This window comes from Rhodothermales bacterium, assembly GCA_041391505.1.
Lineage (GTDB): Bacteria > Bacteroidota > Rhodothermia > Rhodothermales > JAHQVL01 > JAWKNW01.
The window spans coordinates 130262-147408 of record JAWKNW010000012.1 but is presented as its reverse complement, the minus strand read 5'-3'; the positions used below and the strand labels follow the sequence as shown (position 1 = coordinate 147408).

11 protein-coding genes and 1 tRNA gene are annotated in these 17147 nt (G+C 66.1%); 9 read left to right on the top strand and 3 right to left on the bottom strand.

The features are described 5' to 3' along the window. Nucleotides 1-183: 183 nt before the first annotated feature. From R2834_13305 to R2834_13290, 4 genes are all read left to right on the top strand, one after another. On the top strand, nucleotides 184-1407 hold the full coding sequence (locus tag R2834_13305) for an MFS transporter (GenBank protein MEZ4701307.1): 1224 nt from the start codon (nucleotides 184-186) through the stop codon (nucleotides 1405-1407). 13 nt (nucleotides 1408-1420) lie between these two features. Then, nucleotides 1421-2488 (top strand): prolyl oligopeptidase family serine peptidase, encoded by a 1068-nt coding sequence (locus tag R2834_13300; protein MEZ4701306.1) that lies wholly within the window; start codon nucleotides 1421-1423, stop codon nucleotides 2486-2488. 43 nt (nucleotides 2489-2531) lie between these two features. Further along, a tRNA-Glu gene (locus R2834_13295) sits at nucleotides 2532-2604 on the top strand. A 242-nt stretch (nucleotides 2605-2846) separates the two neighbouring features. Next, nucleotides 2847-3410 (top strand): DinB family protein, encoded by a 564-nt coding sequence (locus R2834_13290; GenBank protein MEZ4701305.1) that lies wholly within the window; start codon nucleotides 2847-2849, stop codon nucleotides 3408-3410. Nucleotides 3411-3454: 44 nt separating this feature from the next. On the opposite strand, the gene R2834_13285 is transcribed toward R2834_13290, so the two are convergent. Then, on the bottom strand, nucleotides 3455-4666 hold the full coding sequence (locus R2834_13285) for an alpha/beta hydrolase (protein ID MEZ4701304.1): 1212 nt from the start codon (nucleotides 4664-4666) through the stop codon (nucleotides 3455-3457). A gap of 228 nt (nucleotides 4667-4894) precedes the next feature. On the opposite strand from R2834_13285, the gene R2834_13280 reads away from it, so the two are divergent. Further along, nucleotides 4895-5218 (top strand): PadR family transcriptional regulator, encoded by a 324-nt coding sequence (locus tag R2834_13280; GenBank protein MEZ4701303.1) that lies wholly within the window; start codon nucleotides 4895-4897, stop codon nucleotides 5216-5218. Between the two features lie 3 nt (nucleotides 5219-5221). After that, a complete protein-coding gene (locus R2834_13275) occupies nucleotides 5222-7792 on the top strand; it encodes an ABC transporter permease (protein ID MEZ4701302.1) in 2571 nt (856 codons plus the stop codon). A 26-nt stretch (nucleotides 7793-7818) separates the two neighbouring features. Here the strand turns inward: R2834_13275 and R2834_13270 are convergent, their stop codons facing one another. After that, nucleotides 7819-11250, bottom strand: a complete 3432-nt coding sequence (locus R2834_13270) for a glycosyl hydrolase (protein ID MEZ4701301.1) — start codon at nucleotides 11248-11250, stop codon at nucleotides 7819-7821. 71 nt (nucleotides 11251-11321) lie between these two features. Beyond that, entirely contained in the window at nucleotides 11322-12737 is a 1416-nt protein-coding gene (locus R2834_13265) for a PAS domain-containing protein (protein MEZ4701300.1), read from the bottom strand. A 168-nt stretch (nucleotides 12738-12905) separates the two neighbouring features. Between R2834_13265 and R2834_13260 the strand changes: the two genes are divergently transcribed. The 3 genes from R2834_13260 (at nucleotide 12906) to R2834_13250 (ending at nucleotide 17131) form a co-directional block, all read left to right on the top strand. Beyond that, on the top strand, nucleotides 12906-13619 hold the full coding sequence (locus R2834_13260; GenBank protein ID MEZ4701299.1) for a helix-turn-helix domain-containing protein: 714 nt from the start codon (nucleotides 12906-12908) through the stop codon (nucleotides 13617-13619). Next, a complete protein-coding gene (locus R2834_13255; protein MEZ4701298.1) occupies nucleotides 13616-14875 on the top strand; it encodes a vanadium-dependent haloperoxidase in 1260 nt (419 codons plus the stop codon). The genes R2834_13260 and R2834_13255 overlap by 4 nt, the downstream gene beginning before the upstream one ends. Before the next feature lie 123 nt (nucleotides 14876-14998). Then, entirely contained in the window at nucleotides 14999-17131 is a 2133-nt protein-coding gene (locus R2834_13250; GenBank protein MEZ4701297.1) for a carboxypeptidase-like regulatory domain-containing protein, read from the top strand. Nucleotides 17132-17147 lie beyond the last annotated feature (16 nt).

The following is a 17147-nucleotide window of genomic DNA, read 5'->3' as shown; positions in this document are numbered from 1 at the left end:
ATTAAGGCTCGTTAATGCGGCGCGGCGGCCCCGATCTCGTCTGTCGCCCGTGCGCAGGCTAACAGATGAGCGCAACCCCGTCTTTCCCCCAAAAATGATGTGTGTCGCAACATATGCAGCCTTCGCCGCGTTTCGCCGCTACGATTCTTCCTTTCTTACCGCGCGCCCCCCATAATCCACCGTATGTCATCCTCTGCTTCGTCGTCCAGCCCTCGCCTCGTGCTCGCCGCGTTGTGGCTTATGATGTTCTCGGCGAGCAGCCAGGTGATCATCGTTTCGCCCATCTTACCCAACATCGCGCGGGAGCTCAGCATCCCCGAGGCGCACCTGGGCTGGCTGGTGACGATCTATGCGGCGATGCTCGGCGTTTTCGCGCTCATCGTGGGGCCGATATCGGACAAAATCGGCCGGCGGCGCATCATTCTGTTCGGCTGCAGCGCGATGTCCATCACCCTCATGCTGCACGCCGCGGCGACCTCGTTCGGCTCGCTGTTGATCGTGCGCGGGTTATCCGGCGTCGCCGGCGGGATGCTCAGCGGCTCCGCGGTATCCTACGTGGGCGACTACTTCCCCTATGAAAAACGCGGCTGGGCCAACGGCTGGGTGATGAGCGCCGCCGCGGTGGGGCAGATCGCCGGCATCCCGCTCGGCAAGTTTCTCGCGGGCCTCTACAGCTTCAAGTGGCCCTTCGTGCTGTTCGGGATCACGATGATTTTCGCCGTCTTCCTGGTATGGCGCTACGTGCCACAGCCCGACGTCGTCCGCAACACCGACCGCCTCACGATCGGGCGGGCGCTCTCGAACTACGCGACCCTGTTGCGCGACCGCAAGATCTCCGCCGCGACGCTCGCCTATGTGCTGATGTTCGCCAGCATGGGCATCTACCTCGTGTATTTGCCCACCTGGCTCGAGCACGAGATCGGGCTGGCCAATAACGATATCGTGTTGCTGTTTCTGTTCGGCGGGCTGATGAACGTGATGACGGGCCCGATGGCCGGCCAGCTTTCCGACCGCATCGGGCGCAAGCCGCTCATCGTTTCGTCGTGCCTCGGACTGAGCCTTATCATGATCCTGACGACCTTCGTCGTCACCGGGAGAGCCGTCGCCTTCGGCGTCTTCGCCCTCGCGATGATCATGATCGCCATGCGCATGAGCCCGTTTCAATCGCTCATCACCTCGCTGGTGCCGGCCGAGCGGCGCGGCAGCCTGATGAGCCTGAGCATCGCCATCGGCCAGATCGGGATGGGCCTCGCGAGCGGCCTCGCCGGCACGGCTTACACGCAGTATGGCTACCTGAGCAACACCGTGATGGGCGCGCTCTCCATGCTGATGATGGCCGGCATCGTGCACTACTTTCTGCCCGAACCGACCGCCGGCACCGCCGCGGCGCCCGCGGCGAGCGCATAGACCCCGTCCTGCCATGACCATCCGCTACGCCATCCCCCTCGCCCTGCTCCTGATCGCCGGATGCGACACCATGTCGCCGGGCGACGAACGGGTGATCGGCGGCGTCGACCTCGACGTGCTGTTCGCGCCGGCCACGCCGGCAGAGATCGCCGAGGCCGAGGCCACCTGGGCCGCGCGCGACGTCGCGGCGGCCGGCCTCGCCATCCTTCGCCAGGACACCATCCAGATCACGCCCGGCGCGCAGAGCGTGCTCTATGTGATCTCCCATGTTCTGGACGGCACCCACTACGCCGCCGTCGCGGTCCCGGTTGGCGCCACGGACCCGCTGCCCGTGTTCATGTATGCCCACGCCGGCGACGAAGGGGTCAGCATCGACGAGACGATCCCGCTGCTTTCCCTGGGCGTCAACCAGCTGATCGACCAGTTCATCTTCGTCGTCCCGTCCTTTCGCGGCGAGCCGCTCATCTACGACGGCGTCGCGCTGACCTCGACCGGCGCCCCCAGCCCGCTCGACCGCGACGTCGACGACGCCCTCGCGCTCCTCGACGCGCTCCCCGCCGTGACGCCCGTCGCCGACACCAGCCGCATCGGCCTCCTCGGCTTCAGCCGCGGCGCCGGCGTGGCCATGCTGATGGGCGCCCGCCGGCCGGGCATCGACGCCATCTCGGCCTTCTTCGGCCCGACCGATTTCTTCGGCCCCTACGTCCAGGACATCTTCAGCGACGCCCTCCGCGGCACCCCGCGCGACCTTCCGGGGTTCGACCACCTCAACGCCACCTATATCCAGCCCCTGAAAGCCGGCCAGCTCACCATCGCCGACGTCCGCCCCGAACTCGTCCGCCGCTCGCCCGTCCTCTTCGCCGGCAAGATGCCCGCCCTCCAGATCCAGCACGGCACGGCCGACCAGACGGTCGACGTCAGCCAGGCCCAGGCGATGATCGACGCCATGACCGCCCTGGGGCGTACGTCGCCCGACTTCGAATATTTCCTTTACCCGGGCGCCGGCCACAACCCCATCGAGATGATCGGGAGCTTCGACCGGGTGGTGGCATTTTTCGGGGAGTGGTTTGGGGACGAGTGAGCAGAAACTTGCCCATGGAGCGGGGGTTGGAGGCTCTGTATCCGCCGCGTTCGTCTAGGGGTCCAGGACGCTAGCCTCTCACGCTGGTAACACGGGTTCGAATCCCGTACGCGGTACTGAAGCCTTCCGGCGATGCCGGAGGGCTTTCTTTTTGGAGCGTGACCCTACGGGTTCATCGAAGCGATGCGCGATGCAGGATCTGTCTCTTCCAAAAAATTCACCCGACGTAATCTGTCGCCTCGGGTATCGATCAGGTCGGGTTTCGCCGCGTCAAACCGCGCACCGGTTGAAACGCCGGCCGGACGCACGTAGCTTGGGGGAATGTGCGATCACCAAAGCCTGAGGGCGACCCACGACCATGAACCAGCGCATCGAAGCCATCACGAAAGACCTCGCCTCGCTCGCGAGCGAGGTCCAGCACGAATTCGGCGAACTGACCTCGGAACAGCTCAACTGGAAACCGGACCCGAACAGCTGGAGCGTCGCCCAGTGCTTCGACCACCTCATCGTCTCCCACAGCCTCTATTTCCCGCTCCTGGAACGCCTCGCCGGCGAGGCGCCGGAACCCACGGTGTGGGAACGCCTCTCCCCGCTGAGCGGCCTCTTCGGCAACCTGATGGTCCACTCGCTTAAGCCGGACAACACCAGAAAGCTCAAGACGACCGCGAAAGCCCACCCCTCGGCCAGCCGGATCGACGACGGCATCATCACCCGCTACCTCGCGCACCAGGCCGAACTCATCGACCGCATCCAGGCTCTACCCGGCAACCTGCCGCTGTCGACCGTCGTCACCTCGCCCCTGATGGGCCTGGTCACCTACAGCCTCGAAGACGCCCTCACCATCCTGGCCGTGCACGGCCGCCGGCACCGCGATCAGGCCCGCCGCGTCATGGCGACGGCGGGATTCCCGCAGCCCGCCTGACCCGACGAACACCACGACATCAATAGCCCGTACGGCGGCGCCTTTTAAAGCAGCACCGAGGCAAAGAAGGCTTTCATCTCGGCGGCGTAGTAGACTCCGTATCGGTAGAACGTGGCTTTGGTGCGCTCGTCCGGCTTCCAGTCGAAAAACGCGTGGCCGGCGCCGCCCACCTGCACGTACTGCACGCGATGCCCGGCTTTCACGAGCGCGTCGACGAACTCCTTCACGGGGGCGTCCTGGATCAGCGGGTCGGCGGTGCCGCGGGTGAGGTACTGGGGCACCGAGCGCTCCGAGGCGCTGGGGATGTGATCCAGCGGGGCGATGGCGGACTTCCAGGTATCGTCGGCCGCGGGGTCGTCCGAAAAATGATTCAGCAGCTGCCCGCCGAAGACGCCGTAGCTCGGCGCAGCCGCCTTGATCGCCGCGAGCATCGCGTCGCGCACCTGATCGACGGTCTTGCCTTTCGGGAGGTAGGACGGCATGAACTCGAACACACCCGGCGTCTTGCCGAAGCCGCCGTCCCCGATCATGCCGGGCATCAGCGAGGCCGCCGCGGAGAGATGCCCGCCGGCGCTGTCGCCCGTCACCCCGATGCGCGTCGGGTCGCCGCCGTATTCCGCGGCGTGCTCCATGATGTGCGCGATGGCCCCGAACACATCCTCGATGATGTTGGCCATCGTCGTGCCCTGCGCGTCGCCGTCGAGTTTGCCGGCCCAGCGGTAGTCGACGCTGAAGACCACGAACTGGCCGCCCTTCGTCAACTCGCGGGCGAGCCCCCGCATGATGTCCTCGTCGTTCGTGGCCCAACCGCCGCCGTGGATGATGACGATGCAGGGCAGGTTCTGCGCGCCTTTCGGCGAGTAGACGTCGTATTTCAGTGGCTTTACGCCCGGCTTCGCGAAGACGACGTTCTGCGTCACGTTGATGTGCTCGACCGCCGAGGCCTCGATGAACGACGCGCCGATGTGTTTTTCCTGATCGATCGTCACCTCGAAGGTGGGCGTCATCGACTCATGGTACATCGCCCCCCAGCGGCCCGCGACGGAATAATAGCCGGAATCGAGCACATAGCCCGGCGCCGGCTTCGTCGTCACGGTGACGACCGTGCCGGCGGGGTACGTCCCGTCGGCCGGGAGGGGCGGGTTGACCGCGTACGTGCCGTTCACCGCCGGATCGAGGGTGACGGAAAACGTCTGCGCCCGGGCAGCGGCAACGCCGGCCAGCAGCGCGATAACAAGCAGGATTCGAGATTTCATCGGATCGTTCACGTAAGGCCACGAGGCATCGCGGCCGGTGTTCAGCATCCCCACACCGGTCACGGCTCGGGTTGCTGCATAAAAAATCGCCGCTGAAACGTACGGCACGCACCCCGCCGGAGCAACCGCGCGTATGCCAGCCAGCTTTTCTTTCGCACGCTTGCAACTAACGGCGGCAGCTCCGTATGATGTGTTCCATAAACTGGAACATATACATCGACCGACCGCATGAAGCTGCTGTCCCGCCCCGAGGAGTACGTCCTGCTGGCCGTCTGGAAACTGCAGGACCAGGCCTACAGCCTGCCCATCCGCAAACAGTTGACGCAGACCACCGGCTACGAGTGGTCGCTGGGGTCCGTCTTCACGCCGCTGGAGCGGCTGACGAAAAACGGCTACCTCACCTCCTACTTCTCGGAGGCCACCGCCGAGCGCGGCGGCCGGCACAAACGCATCTACCAGCTCACGCTCGAGGGCCGGCGCCAGCTCCTGCACACGCGCGCCGTCGACCAGCAGATGTGGGCCGGCGTCACCGGACTCGCCATCGAGGGATAACCCATGTCCGCATCCAAACCGCCCCGCTTCGCCGAAGCCCTGCTGAACTGGCTCGTGCAGGACGACCTGCAGACGCCGCTCGGGGATTTCGAAGAGTATTTTCACGAACTGGAGCAGGAATACGGCGCGGCGCACGCGCAGCGCTGGTATCGCCGGCAGGTGCTCCAGCTCGTGCCGGAACGCCTGGTTCAAAACATGTACTGGAGCCTCGTCATGCTGAAAAATTACCTGGTTCTCGCCTACCGGAATATCATCAAGAAGCCGCTCGTGTCGGGCATCAACCTGATCGGTCTTTCGCTCGCCATCGCGTGCACCGTCGTCGCCTACTTGTTCATCATGGGTCACACGACGAACGAACGGATCCATGCGCACAGCGACACGATCTTCCTCGCCAAATCGGTCTACGAGGTGCAGGGCGAACGCAAGACGTCGGCCCAGACGCCCGCGCCGATGGGGCCGGCGCTGGCGACCGAGTTTCCGCAGGTGCAGCGGTCGGTCCGCATGCACATCCGCTACGGGCAGGTGGACACCGGCGGCGAGGAGCCGTTCGGCGAGCTGGTCACCTTCGTCGATCCGGGCTTTCTCGATCTCTTCACGTTCCCCGTCATCGCCGGCGAGGCCGGCGGCTTTGGCGATCCGTCTTCCGTCGTCCTGAGCGAGCTGGCGGCCACCAAGTTTTTCGGCGAGGCCGACCCCATCGGCCAGCCGCTGACGATTTCCGTGGAGGGGATACCGGCGATGACGGTGTACGTCCGCGCCGTCACCGAGACCAACCGGCGATCCAGCCTGTCGTTCACCATCCTGCTGCCCTATCCTCCCTATCTCGATCTGACCGCCGCCGGCGACGACTGGGGAAGCCGCGCCTTTACGTTCGTCCAGCTGCCCGATGCCGACGCCGCCGATGCGCTCGCCGGCCAGATGGATGGGTACATCGCCGCCCAGCGCGCCGCCGTGCCCGACCTGCCCGTTCAGGCGTACCGGTTTGAAAACCTGGTCGACCTCGGGCAGCACATCGACGACATCGGGAGCACCTTCGTACACAGCATTCCTTGGCCGCCCATCATCGCGCTCAGTCTGATCGCGCTTTTCCTGCTCACGCTCTCGTGCATCAATTATGTGAACATCTCCCTGTCGACCGCCGTGCGGCGCGTCAAGGAGATCGGGATGCGGAAGGTGGTCGGCGGAAGCCGGCATCAGCTGGCGCGGCAGTTCCTGGCGGAAAACGTGGTGCTTTGCGGCCTCGCGCTCGTCGTCGGTATCGCTATCGCGCATTTCCTGCTCATCCCCTCATTCAATACCATCACCGAAAGCGATAACTCCCTCGGCACCGCGCCGATCTCCAGCCTGCTGCTCTTTCTGGGTTGTCTGCTGTTCGCCATCGCCCTGGCTTCGGGGGCGTATCCCGCCTTATACATGGCCTCGTTCCGGCCGATCGCCATTTTCCAGGGATCGCTTCGGATGAACCGGCGCAACCGGTTCATGCAGAGCCTCCTGACCCTGCAGTTCGTGCTGGCCTTCGTGACCATGATCGTGTGCACCGGGCTGCTCCTGAATGCCCACGACGAGCGCTCGCGCGACTGGGGCTACAACCCGAAAAACGTCCTCTATGTAGATCTGGAGCAGACCGATCGCTTCGAGGTCATGCGCGATTACGCGGCGTCGCTCCCGCAGATCGTTTCGATCGCCGGCAGCGAGCATCATGTGAGCCGCGACGAGGAGAGCCGCGACGTGACCGTGCGGGACCAGAAACAGAACACCACCATCTTGCGGATCGGCGCCGGCTACGCGGAGACGATGGGGTTGCGCCTGCAGGCCGGCCGGTTTTTCGATAGCGACCGGGAGCGGCAATCCGCACACGAACTCGTCGTCAACGAGGCGTTTGCCCGCACGCAGGGGTGGGACGATCCGGTCGGGCAGACGGTTCGGATCGACAGCGTCGCGTACGACATCATCGGGGAGGTAGCCGACTTTCACGTGCGCGGGTTCATGGCCGACATCAGGCCGACGATCTTTCGCCTGGCCGATCCGGCGGACTACCGGCTCCTCGCCGTGCACGTCGAAGACGGCGCCGGCCCGGCGGTGGCCCAGGCGCTGCGCGAACGCGCCGGCGCGCTCTGGGGCGATCGCGCGGTGGAAGTCGCGTTCCAGGAGGCCGCGTTCGACCGGCATTTTTCCGAGACGCGGGGCATCAACCAGATCTTTCTCTTCACGGCGCTGCTGGCGCTGATGCTGTCGTGCATGGGCCTCTTCGGCCTCGCGGCCCAGAACACGCTCAACCGAATGAAGGAAATCGGCATCCGGAAGGTGCTCGGCGCGTCGATCGCCCAGCTTGCCACGCACCTCAACCGGCGCTTCGCCATTCTGCTGGCGGCCGCGGCCGTCCTCGCGTCGCCCCTCGGGTACCTGCTGCTGAATGCGTTGCTGGATTCGATCTACACGTACCACATGGGGGTCGGGCCGGCGGCCTTCCTGATCGCCTACGCGCTCGTCTTCGTCACCGGGCTGATGACCCTGGGCACGCAAGTATACCAGATGGCGGTGACCGACCCGGTCGTCACGCTGCGCAGCGAATGAGCCGCGGAGACGTGCCCCGGGCGTCGTTATCGCCCTTCCGTCACCGTGACGACCCGCATCGGCCCCATCAGCCCCGAAGGCCGCAGCGGCGCGTCGGGCGGGTAGCGCCGGAAGCCAAAGCCGACGTTTCCGCCGGGCACGTCCGCCGTCGTCCATCCGATCCGCTCGGCGCCGGGCTGCACGTCGCCAATCAGCCGGTTCACCCAGAGGTTGGTCACGGCGATCCGCAGCGTATTCCGGCCCGTCTTGAGCGCATCCGTGATGTCCACCCGGAACGGCTCCTTCCATAGAATGCCCAGCGAACGACCGTTGACCGTGACTTCCGCCAGATCCTTCACGTCGCCGAGGTCCAGCCAGACCCGTGTGCCGGCGGCTTTCCAGCCGGCGTCCGCCTGGAAGGTCTTCGCATAGGTCGCGGTGCCCGAGAAATACTTGATGCCGGCGTCGGCGTGGGCGCTCCAGTCGGTCAGGGCGTCGAATGTCGCCTTCGCCGGCGCGCCGCGGCCTTTCTGGAAGGCGACTTCCCACGACCCGTCGAGGGTGGCGACGACGTTGCGCGATTCGGCGGGGAGCAGCCGCGCCGGCTCGGTCGCCGGCGTGCGGAAGACGACGAAAACCGACCCGTACGGATCGAGCGGTACGGTGACCATCGTGGCGCCATCGACGATCCGGTAGCTGGCGGGGCGCGACGTACCCGTGGCGGGATCCCACAATTCGGGGGTTTTGCCCTCGACGCGGAACGTGGCCTCGATCGTCTCGGCGCGTTCCTTCCGGTTGCTGAGGAAGTAGAGATCGCCGTCGGTCATCGTGCGGTGAAGAAAGAGCACCTGGCTGCCGGCCTGTCCGCCGGTATAGGTAAAGTCGGGCGCGATGGCTTCGGCGGCGAGGGCGGCGGCGATGTCGCCGTCGGTATACACGCGCCCGCGTCCGACGGACGTGACGCCGTCGCCGGGCCAGAGTGCGTCGAGGAGGGCCTGGATCGCGGCCGGGTCGTCGGACAGGCTGGGCGATGCGACGGGGCGCTTGCCGACCACCACAGCGCCGGCCTCCACCAGTTCGCGCAAGCGTTCGAGGGTCGCGAGGGTGACGCGGTCGCGATGGCCGGCCAGGTAGATCACGCGGTAGCTCGTGCCGTCGGGTGTGACGAGGCGGCCGTCTTCCACGGAAAGGCGGTGGGTGAGCGCGTGGCTGTTCACGAAGTCGTGCTGATACCCGGCCGGCGCGCCCGGGGCCGTGATGGCGTAGTTCCGGGTGATGACCGGGTTGCCCTCGCCGTAGAACAGCAGGATGTCGCTGACGGCGCGCCCCTGCTGGAGCAGGTGCGACGAGCGCGCAAGATAGTCGATCCAGGGCCGCGCCTGTTCGGCCCACGTTTCGTGGCGCGAGAAGTACTGCCCGAAGGGACCGAGCGTGAGTCCGGGCCCCTGATCGACGAGCGGCTGATGGACCGACGTGTGGATGACGAACCGGTTCACGCCGGCCAGCAGGATGGCGTCGGCCGTCGGCTTGAGCATCCAGGGGGAGTAGGCGAAGACGGGGCCGAAGGCGGTCATGCTCTCGCAGGCGACGATGTTCTGGCCGTAGAGATGCGCCACGGACGCCGATTCCCTGATGTCGCTGAAAAAATCGGTGGCGATGACGCCGGGATCCGCCTTGGTCCACATCGCCGCCATCGGGATGTCGCCGTGCATCTTCATCTCCATCCCGTCGCCGAGGGTCGCATGCAGGGATTCGTGGCCCTCCACGTACGCGATCATCCCGCGTTCGTGCAGCGCGTCGGCGAGCACGCCGTAGTGGTTTTCCTGGAGCGCGTCCATGATCGTCTTCCGGAAATCCCAGAGGAAGCGGTCGCTGGCGGCGGCGCTGCCGACGACATAGCCGGCGAGGGTCGGGAGATAGGGCGTCGGGTCGTACCCGCGCCGTTCGCGGAACAGGTCGAGCAGATGGGGCGACCAGTTGCCGGTGCCGGCTTCGTAGCTGTCGAAGATCATCGCACGGAGACCGCGGGCGCCCATGAGGCCTTTCGTGGCGCTCTTGTACTGGTCGAGGTAGTTGTCGATGTAGCGGCGGACGGCGCCGGCGTCGAGCTTGTCGACCTCCAGGCCGGTCGCCTCCGGCGAGGCCGGGTGGTTGGTGGTGCCCTGGAGGGAGTAGCCGAAACGAAGAACCTGCCAGTCGCCGGCCGGCGGCGTCCAGTCGCGCAGGGTGCCGTCCGGCTGGAGCCGGTCGGTGAGATCGACCACATCGCCCGGAGCGATCGCGGCGCCCGGCGCGGAGGCGGTCGTGGCGATGCTGAAATAATCGGCATTCAGCGCGAACGCCGTCTTCTCCTCGAAGCGATGGACCGTCGCGACGCCGCGAAGGGCCAGTTCGCCGATGCGAAGATCCGTCGGGGGAGGCGGAATGGGGACGCCCGGGATCAGCTCGGCCGGCGGCGGCTGGTTGGCGAGCAGCGTGGCGACAAAGCGGAAATAGCGGGCCCGGGTTGGCGGCAGCGCCGTCGTGCGCTGCGGAAAGCCGGTAGCGGGCTCGCCGACATCCCGCCAGGTGAGGCCGTCATCGCTGGCCTGGATCACGAGGTGGTGACGCGGCGCGGCCTCCTGGCCGAAAAACGGCTTCGCGGCGCCGGCGAGGCCGTACGTGACGCCGTTAACGACGACCGGCCGGCCGTAGTCGAAGGCGATCCAGGAGGCCTCGCCGTCCTCGGCGACGGGCAGCACGACCCCCTCCGAAACCCGGTTGTCCGAAAGCAGGCCGGCATCGATGGCGCCGGAGCTGGAGGTCACCGCCGGGGCCGGCAGCCGGGTGCCGTCCGGCAGGCGGAACGCGATGACGCGGGCATCCGCATAAAAATGAGGCCCCTCGCCGGCCTCTTCGGTGGCTCCCCCGAGCGCGGCGAGTTCATCGGTGAACGGCGCATCCTGAAAGGGCCCGGTGGTCTGGGGCGGTGCGGGGAGGACGCCGGCAAACCGCCGGCCGCCGGCGACGCCGGTTTCGGACCAGACGTATTTCTTCATCCCGTCCTCGGGCATCACCCACGGCCCCCCGGTTTCGCTCCAGCCCGGCGAACCGGCGATCGCCATTTCCAGGCCTTTCTTGTCCGCCAGCGAGGCCGTATAGGCAAAGACGTCCTTCCACGCCGGCGTCATGTAGATGAGCGGGGTGTCGACGACGCGGGGGGTGGCGAGCGATGCGTCGAAGTTCTGGATGCCGGCGATGCCGGCGCGTTTCATCCACTCGAAATCCAGCCGAACCCCTTCCCGGGTGACGTTGCCGTTCATCCAGTGCCACCAGACGCGCGGTCGGGCGGCGTCGGGCGGAGATTCAAAGCCCGCCCGCAGGGCATCGCCGGCGGATTGAGCGAGGACGGACGGGGTGCCACAGACGAGAATCGACAGGGCAACGAGCAACGCGACGCAGCAGCGCACGACGCGCCGCGGTACGGTGAAGGAGCGCATGGGAGGCATCGGATGGTGTACCGGATAACCCCCTAAACTTCAACACCGCCAGGCCGGAAAGCAAGCCTCGATCAGGCGGCTTCGGTCTGCGCGAGGGCCGTCATGTGTTCGTGCGTCTGTTCGAGCAGCGAGCTGATCCCCTGGGCGGACGCCTGCAGCGCTGCGTTCTCCTGCAGCCGGTCTCCGACCAGCTTGCCGAACCCGCTCACCTGCCGGTTCGCTTCGTTGAGCTGTTCGAGCACCTCTTCGAAGATGGCCAGGAAGTTGAGCGAATCGGGAATGCGCACGGCTTCCACCTGGCCCGAGAACTGCACCACACTGAGCATGCGCATGTAGCGCTGGAGGCGCACGAGCAGATCGCGGATGGTTTGCAGTTTTCCGCTGATATCGAACAGGTTGGGGATGAGCGTGGTGGCGCGTTCCTCGAAGAGACTGACCAGCGCGGTAATGTATTCGGTCATGACCTGGTCTTCTTCCGCCACCTCCTCCACCTCGCTACCGACGGCGGTGACTTCATCGATGAAAAGGCTGGCCATCTCGATATCGAGCGTCGCCACGAGCACGTCGAACACGAGCCGGAGCAGCGGGCCTTGCAGGTCGGATATCGACGTATGGAGCGACGCGATGAGCCCGATGCTCGCCGCGGTCTGCGCGCTCATCTGGCCGGCGATCTCCGCGAGCGCCAGCCCGCGTTCGCCCAGATGGCTCGACGCGATCTCCGCGTTGAGCGACGAACGCCGGATGGACTCGGCCAGGCGCTTGAGGAACGTGGCCTGGCCGGCAAGGCTCTTGTTGAGATCCGTAAACCCGCCCAGCGAAGCAAAAAGCGCGTCGAGATGCTCCGCCATGCTCTTGCAGTTGGCTGCGAGTTTCCACAGCGGCGACGACGTCGACACCGCGATGCGGCCTTTTTTCTTGACGACGATGTTCTTGAGCGCAGCGCGGCGGGCATCCATCTCCTGGTGCAGGGCCGACCACATCAATTCGTCGTACGAGTTGAAGCCGGCTTCCTCGATCAGGCTCACGAGGTATGGCATACTCTCCTCGAGCGCGATCTTCCGGCTGCCCGTTTCCTGCTCGCGCTGTTTTTCGAACGCGAGCACCTTCTGGTACACCTCCTGGACGGCCGCAAACAGCTCGCTCGACGGTTTGAGCCGGATGGAAACGTACCGGTCTCCCGAGGGCAGGACCAGGGCGAGCACCCAGTAGTAGCGCCCGTCAGCCGCCATGTTCTTGACGTAGGCGACGATCGTGCGGCCGGCGTCGAGGTAATCCCACAACACCTTGAACACGGCGCGCGGCATGTCGGGGTGCCGGATGATGTTGTGCGGCTCGCCGACCATCTCGTCGAGGGAGTAGCCGGCGATACGGGCAAACACGTCGTTGCCGAACTCGATGACCCCGCGCTTGTCCGTTACGGAAAAGAACAGCTCGTGGAATTCGAAAAGGCGTTCCTCGTTGAGAGGCGTAACCGTTGGACGGGCCATAAGGCGTTCAGTACTCGAAATGCCAGGGAATTGGACGTTTTGAAGTAGTATCGGCCGCTCTTTCCGACAATTCAGCGATGGAGGCAGTTCGTTTTTTGAACTTGTCGGCGACAAACCGACCGGCTATGTTTATCATGCGATTGCAGTCGTAAACAACCGCCTCCACGCATGTTCAAGTATGGCCAGTATTGCCCCGTAGCGCAGGCGCTCGAGATCCTCGGCGACCGATGGACCCTGCTGATCGTTCGCGACCTCCTGAGTGGAACGCGGCACTTCAATCATCTCGCCCGCGGCCTGCCCGGGATATCGCGCGGTCTGCTGGCAAGTCGTCTGCAGCGCCTGCAGGATACCGGGCTGCTGGAAAAAGAGGAATCGGCGGGCGGACGAACCGCGACCACGTACGTGCTGACGGAAGCCGGCCTCGCCTTGCGCCCCGTCATCGGGGCGCTCATGGTCTGGGGCGCCAACTGGAGTTTCGGTGAGCCTGACCCCAAAGCGCTCGATCCGCTGCTTTTAATGTGGTGGATGCACGACCGGGTCCACACCGATCGGCTTCCTGCGGACCGCATCGTGATCGAATTCAACTTCCGCACCGCGTCGCGCGATCTTTACTGGCTTGTCGTCAAACCCGGCGATGTGTCTCTGTGCGTTCAACACCCCGGGTTCGATGTCGATGTGTTCGTGGAAGCGGACCTGGCCATCTACTACAAGGTCTGGATGGGATGGCTGGACTACGAAGCAGCGGTCGGCGCCGGCCTGATCCGGCTGGATGCCTTGCCGGCGTACCGCCGCGATTTCCCGTCCTGGTTCGCGTGGAGCATCGCCGCACCCACCATCCGCAGCGTCCGCGACGCGCGCGCATCAGCCCCGAACGAAACATGATCTTCCCGCTCATACCCTGCATCCTGCTCATCCTCAACCTCGTGCCCGGCTTCGCCATCCACGCCGTGAAGCCCGATCCAACCAACGAAGCCGCCATCGCCTGGAACCGGACGGCCTATACGATCGCCCATCAGCACGATCAGTTTAATTCCTTCATCGGCGTCCGCGCGCTCGCCATGTCGTCGCTCGCGATGCACGACGCCCTCAACGGCATCGATCGGCGGTTCGAGCCGTATGCCACGCGCACCGACGCGCCCGACGCCGACCCCATAGCAGCCATCTCTCAGGCCGCGTACGACGTGCTCGCCGCGGCCTATCCGGCGCGGAAGGACACCTTGCGCGGCGAACTCGAACGCTGGCTGGGCACGGTCGACGACGCCGGCGCACGAGCGCGCGGGGTCGCGCTGGGTCACGAGACGGCCGCGGCCCTGATCCGCCTGCGCGACGGCGACGGCCACGAAAAAAACGGCGACTACACCCCGATGACCAAGCCGGGCGATTATCAGTACACGCCCGGTTTCGATTACGTCTGGAAGCCGGATTTTTCCTACGCCAGGCCTTTCACGCTCGACTCCCTCACCCAATTTCACGCCCCGCCGCCCCCGCCGCTCACCTCCGAGGCGTACGCCCGATCCCTGAACGAAGTGAAGGCGTACGGGAAAGCCGGCAGCACGGTCCGGTCGGCCGATCAAACCCACATCGCGCACTGGTGGGCCGAGTTCGGCGAGCACGGTTGGAACCGGATCGGCCGCATCACCGCGCAGGAACGCAACCTGCCGCTCTGGGAAACCGTGCGGATGTTCGCCCTGATCAACGTCAATCTGTACGACCTCTACCTGGTGTCCTTCGAGAGCAAATACGCGTACGACACCTGGCGCCCGTACACGGCCATTCGCCAGGCCGACGAGGACGGCAACCCCGCCACCGAGAAGGATCCGGACTGGCAGCCCGAGATGGTCACGCCCCCCTGGCCGGAGTACCCGTCAGCCCATGCGGCGGTCGGCGCCGGCGGCGCGGAGATCGTCGCGGCAGTTTATGGAACGCCGATGGTCGGTTTCACGATGGCCTCCGTCACGGCGCCGGAGGGGCAGCCGAACCGGACGTACGCCAGCCTCGACGCCGCCGCCGACGATTGTGCAGACTCGCGCATCTACAACGGCTTCCATTTCCGGTTCGCGACAGAGGCCGGCAAACGGCAGGGACGCGCACTGGCCCGCCACGTTGTACAGCGTATTTTGAGGCCTGTGAACCGGTGACGCGCCGGCGTGCGCTTGAGAGTATGTAAGCGATCGGCTACTTTGGTGTTGTCCTCGTCGCGCCGCGCGCCGCCTCCACCCGGGCGGGAGCCGCGTCGCCGCAACCCGTGTCCGAGAACCGTCATGCCCGCACGACACTACCTCGCACTCTGTTTTTCCGCCATCCTCTTCGCCTCCTGCCAGCCGGGCGGCACGACATCGTCCGATATCATCCAGGGCGTCGTTACCGGTCCTGACGGGCCGGAGGCCGGCGTCTGGGTCATCGCCGAGACCCAGGATCTGGCCACGCAATACGTCAAGATCGTCGTCACCGACGACGCGGGGCGCTACCTCCTGCCCGAGCTGCCGGCGGCCACGTACGACGTCTGGGTGCGCGGCTACGGCCTGGTCGATTCGCCGAAGACGCGCGCCGAGCCGGGCGCCACGCTCGACCTCGAGGCCGTCCCGGCGCCCGACGAACGGGCGGCGGCCTTTTATTACCCCGCCGGCCACTGGTATTCGCTGCTCCGGGTGCCGCCAAGGAGCGACTTCCCCGGCACGGGCCCCACGGGCAACGGGCTCTCGCCCAACGTAAAAAACCAGGCCGACTTTCTCCGCACCATCAAATCAGGCACGTGCACGGCCTGCCATGCGCTCGGCAGCATCGGCACGCGCACCTTCCATCCGGCGTTTCCCGAGTACCCGAGCACCGAGGAAGCCTGGGAGCGCCGGCTGAAATCCGGACAGGCCGGCGGCCAGATGACCGGCGCCATCGCCGGGCTGGGCGGCAAGCGCGTGTATGAGATGTTCGCCGACTGGACCGACCGCATCGCCGCCGGCGAGTACCCGGAGGCGCCGCGCCGGCCCGAAGGCCTCGAACGCAACGTCGTCATCACCCAGTGGGACTGGGCCGATCCGAAACACTACCTCCACGACGTCGTCTCCACCGACCGCCGCGACCCCACCGTCAACGCGAACGGCCCCGTGTACGGCGCGCTCGAGCTGAGTTCCGACTACATCCCCGTCGTCGACCCGGTGCAGAACGCGTCCCGCCGGATCCCGCTCACCGTCCGCGACCCGAACACCCAGCCGGCGTCCGGCCCCGAGATGCTCGAACCTTCGATGTACTGGGGCGACGAGGTGCTCTGGGACAGCAAGACCAACGTCCACAACCCGATGCTCGACGAGCGCGGACGTGTCTGGCTGACGGCGGCCATTCGGCCCTCGGAAAACCCTGACTTCTGCAAGGAAGGGTCGGACCATCCCTCGGCCCAGGTTTTCCCACTCAACCGTTCGTACCGGCATCTGGGCTTTTACGACCCGGCCACCGATGTCTATACGCCCGTCGGCACCTGCTTCAGCACGCACCACCTCATGTTTGCCGAGGACGAAAACCACACGCTGTGGACAAGCGGCGGCGGACCCGTCGTCGGCTGGCTGAATCGGAAGCTGTACGACGAGACGGGCGACGAAGAAGCCGCGCAGGGCTGGACGCCGCTCATCCTCGACACCAACGGCAACGGCCGGCGGGACGCGTGGACCGAACCGGGCGAGCCGATGGACCCGAACAAGGACATGCGTATCACGTCGGGCTTCTACGCCGTCGCGCCGGCGCCCGACGGATCGGTCTGGGCCTCGTCGCTCGGATTCCCGGGCTCGGTCGTCCGGCTGACACCCGGCGACGACCCCACGCATACGGCCCTGGCCGAGCGGTTCGAACCGCCGCTCGATGCCGGCGGCGAGCCCGTGCACGGCTGGTCGCCGCGCGGGATGGACATCGACCGCAACGGCGTCGCCTGGGTGGCGCTCGCCAGCGGGCATCTGGCCAGCTTCGACCGGCGCAAGTGCACCGGACCGCTCAACGGCCCGGAGGCGACCGGTCAGCACTGTCCGGAAGGGTGGGCGTTCTACACGGAACCGCTCCCGCAGCTCGAAGGCGTCGACTACGAAGGCAGCGCCGGCGGGAGCTATTACACTTGGGTGGATCAGTTCAACACCTTCGGCCTGGGCGCCAACACCCCGATCAACACCGGCAACGGCGCCGAAGCGCTGCTGGCTCTCCAGGATGGGAATTGGGTCGTGCTGCGCGTTCCGTATCCGCTGGGCTTCTATACCAAATGGATGGACGGCCGCATCGACGACCCGAACGCCGGCTGGAAAGGGCGCGGGTTGTGGACCACCATCAGCACCCGGGCCCCCTTCCACATGGAAGGCGGCAAAGGCACGTCCAGCAAGGTCATGAAATTCCAGCTGCGCCCGGATCCCCTGGCGCACTGACCGACACCGACACCCG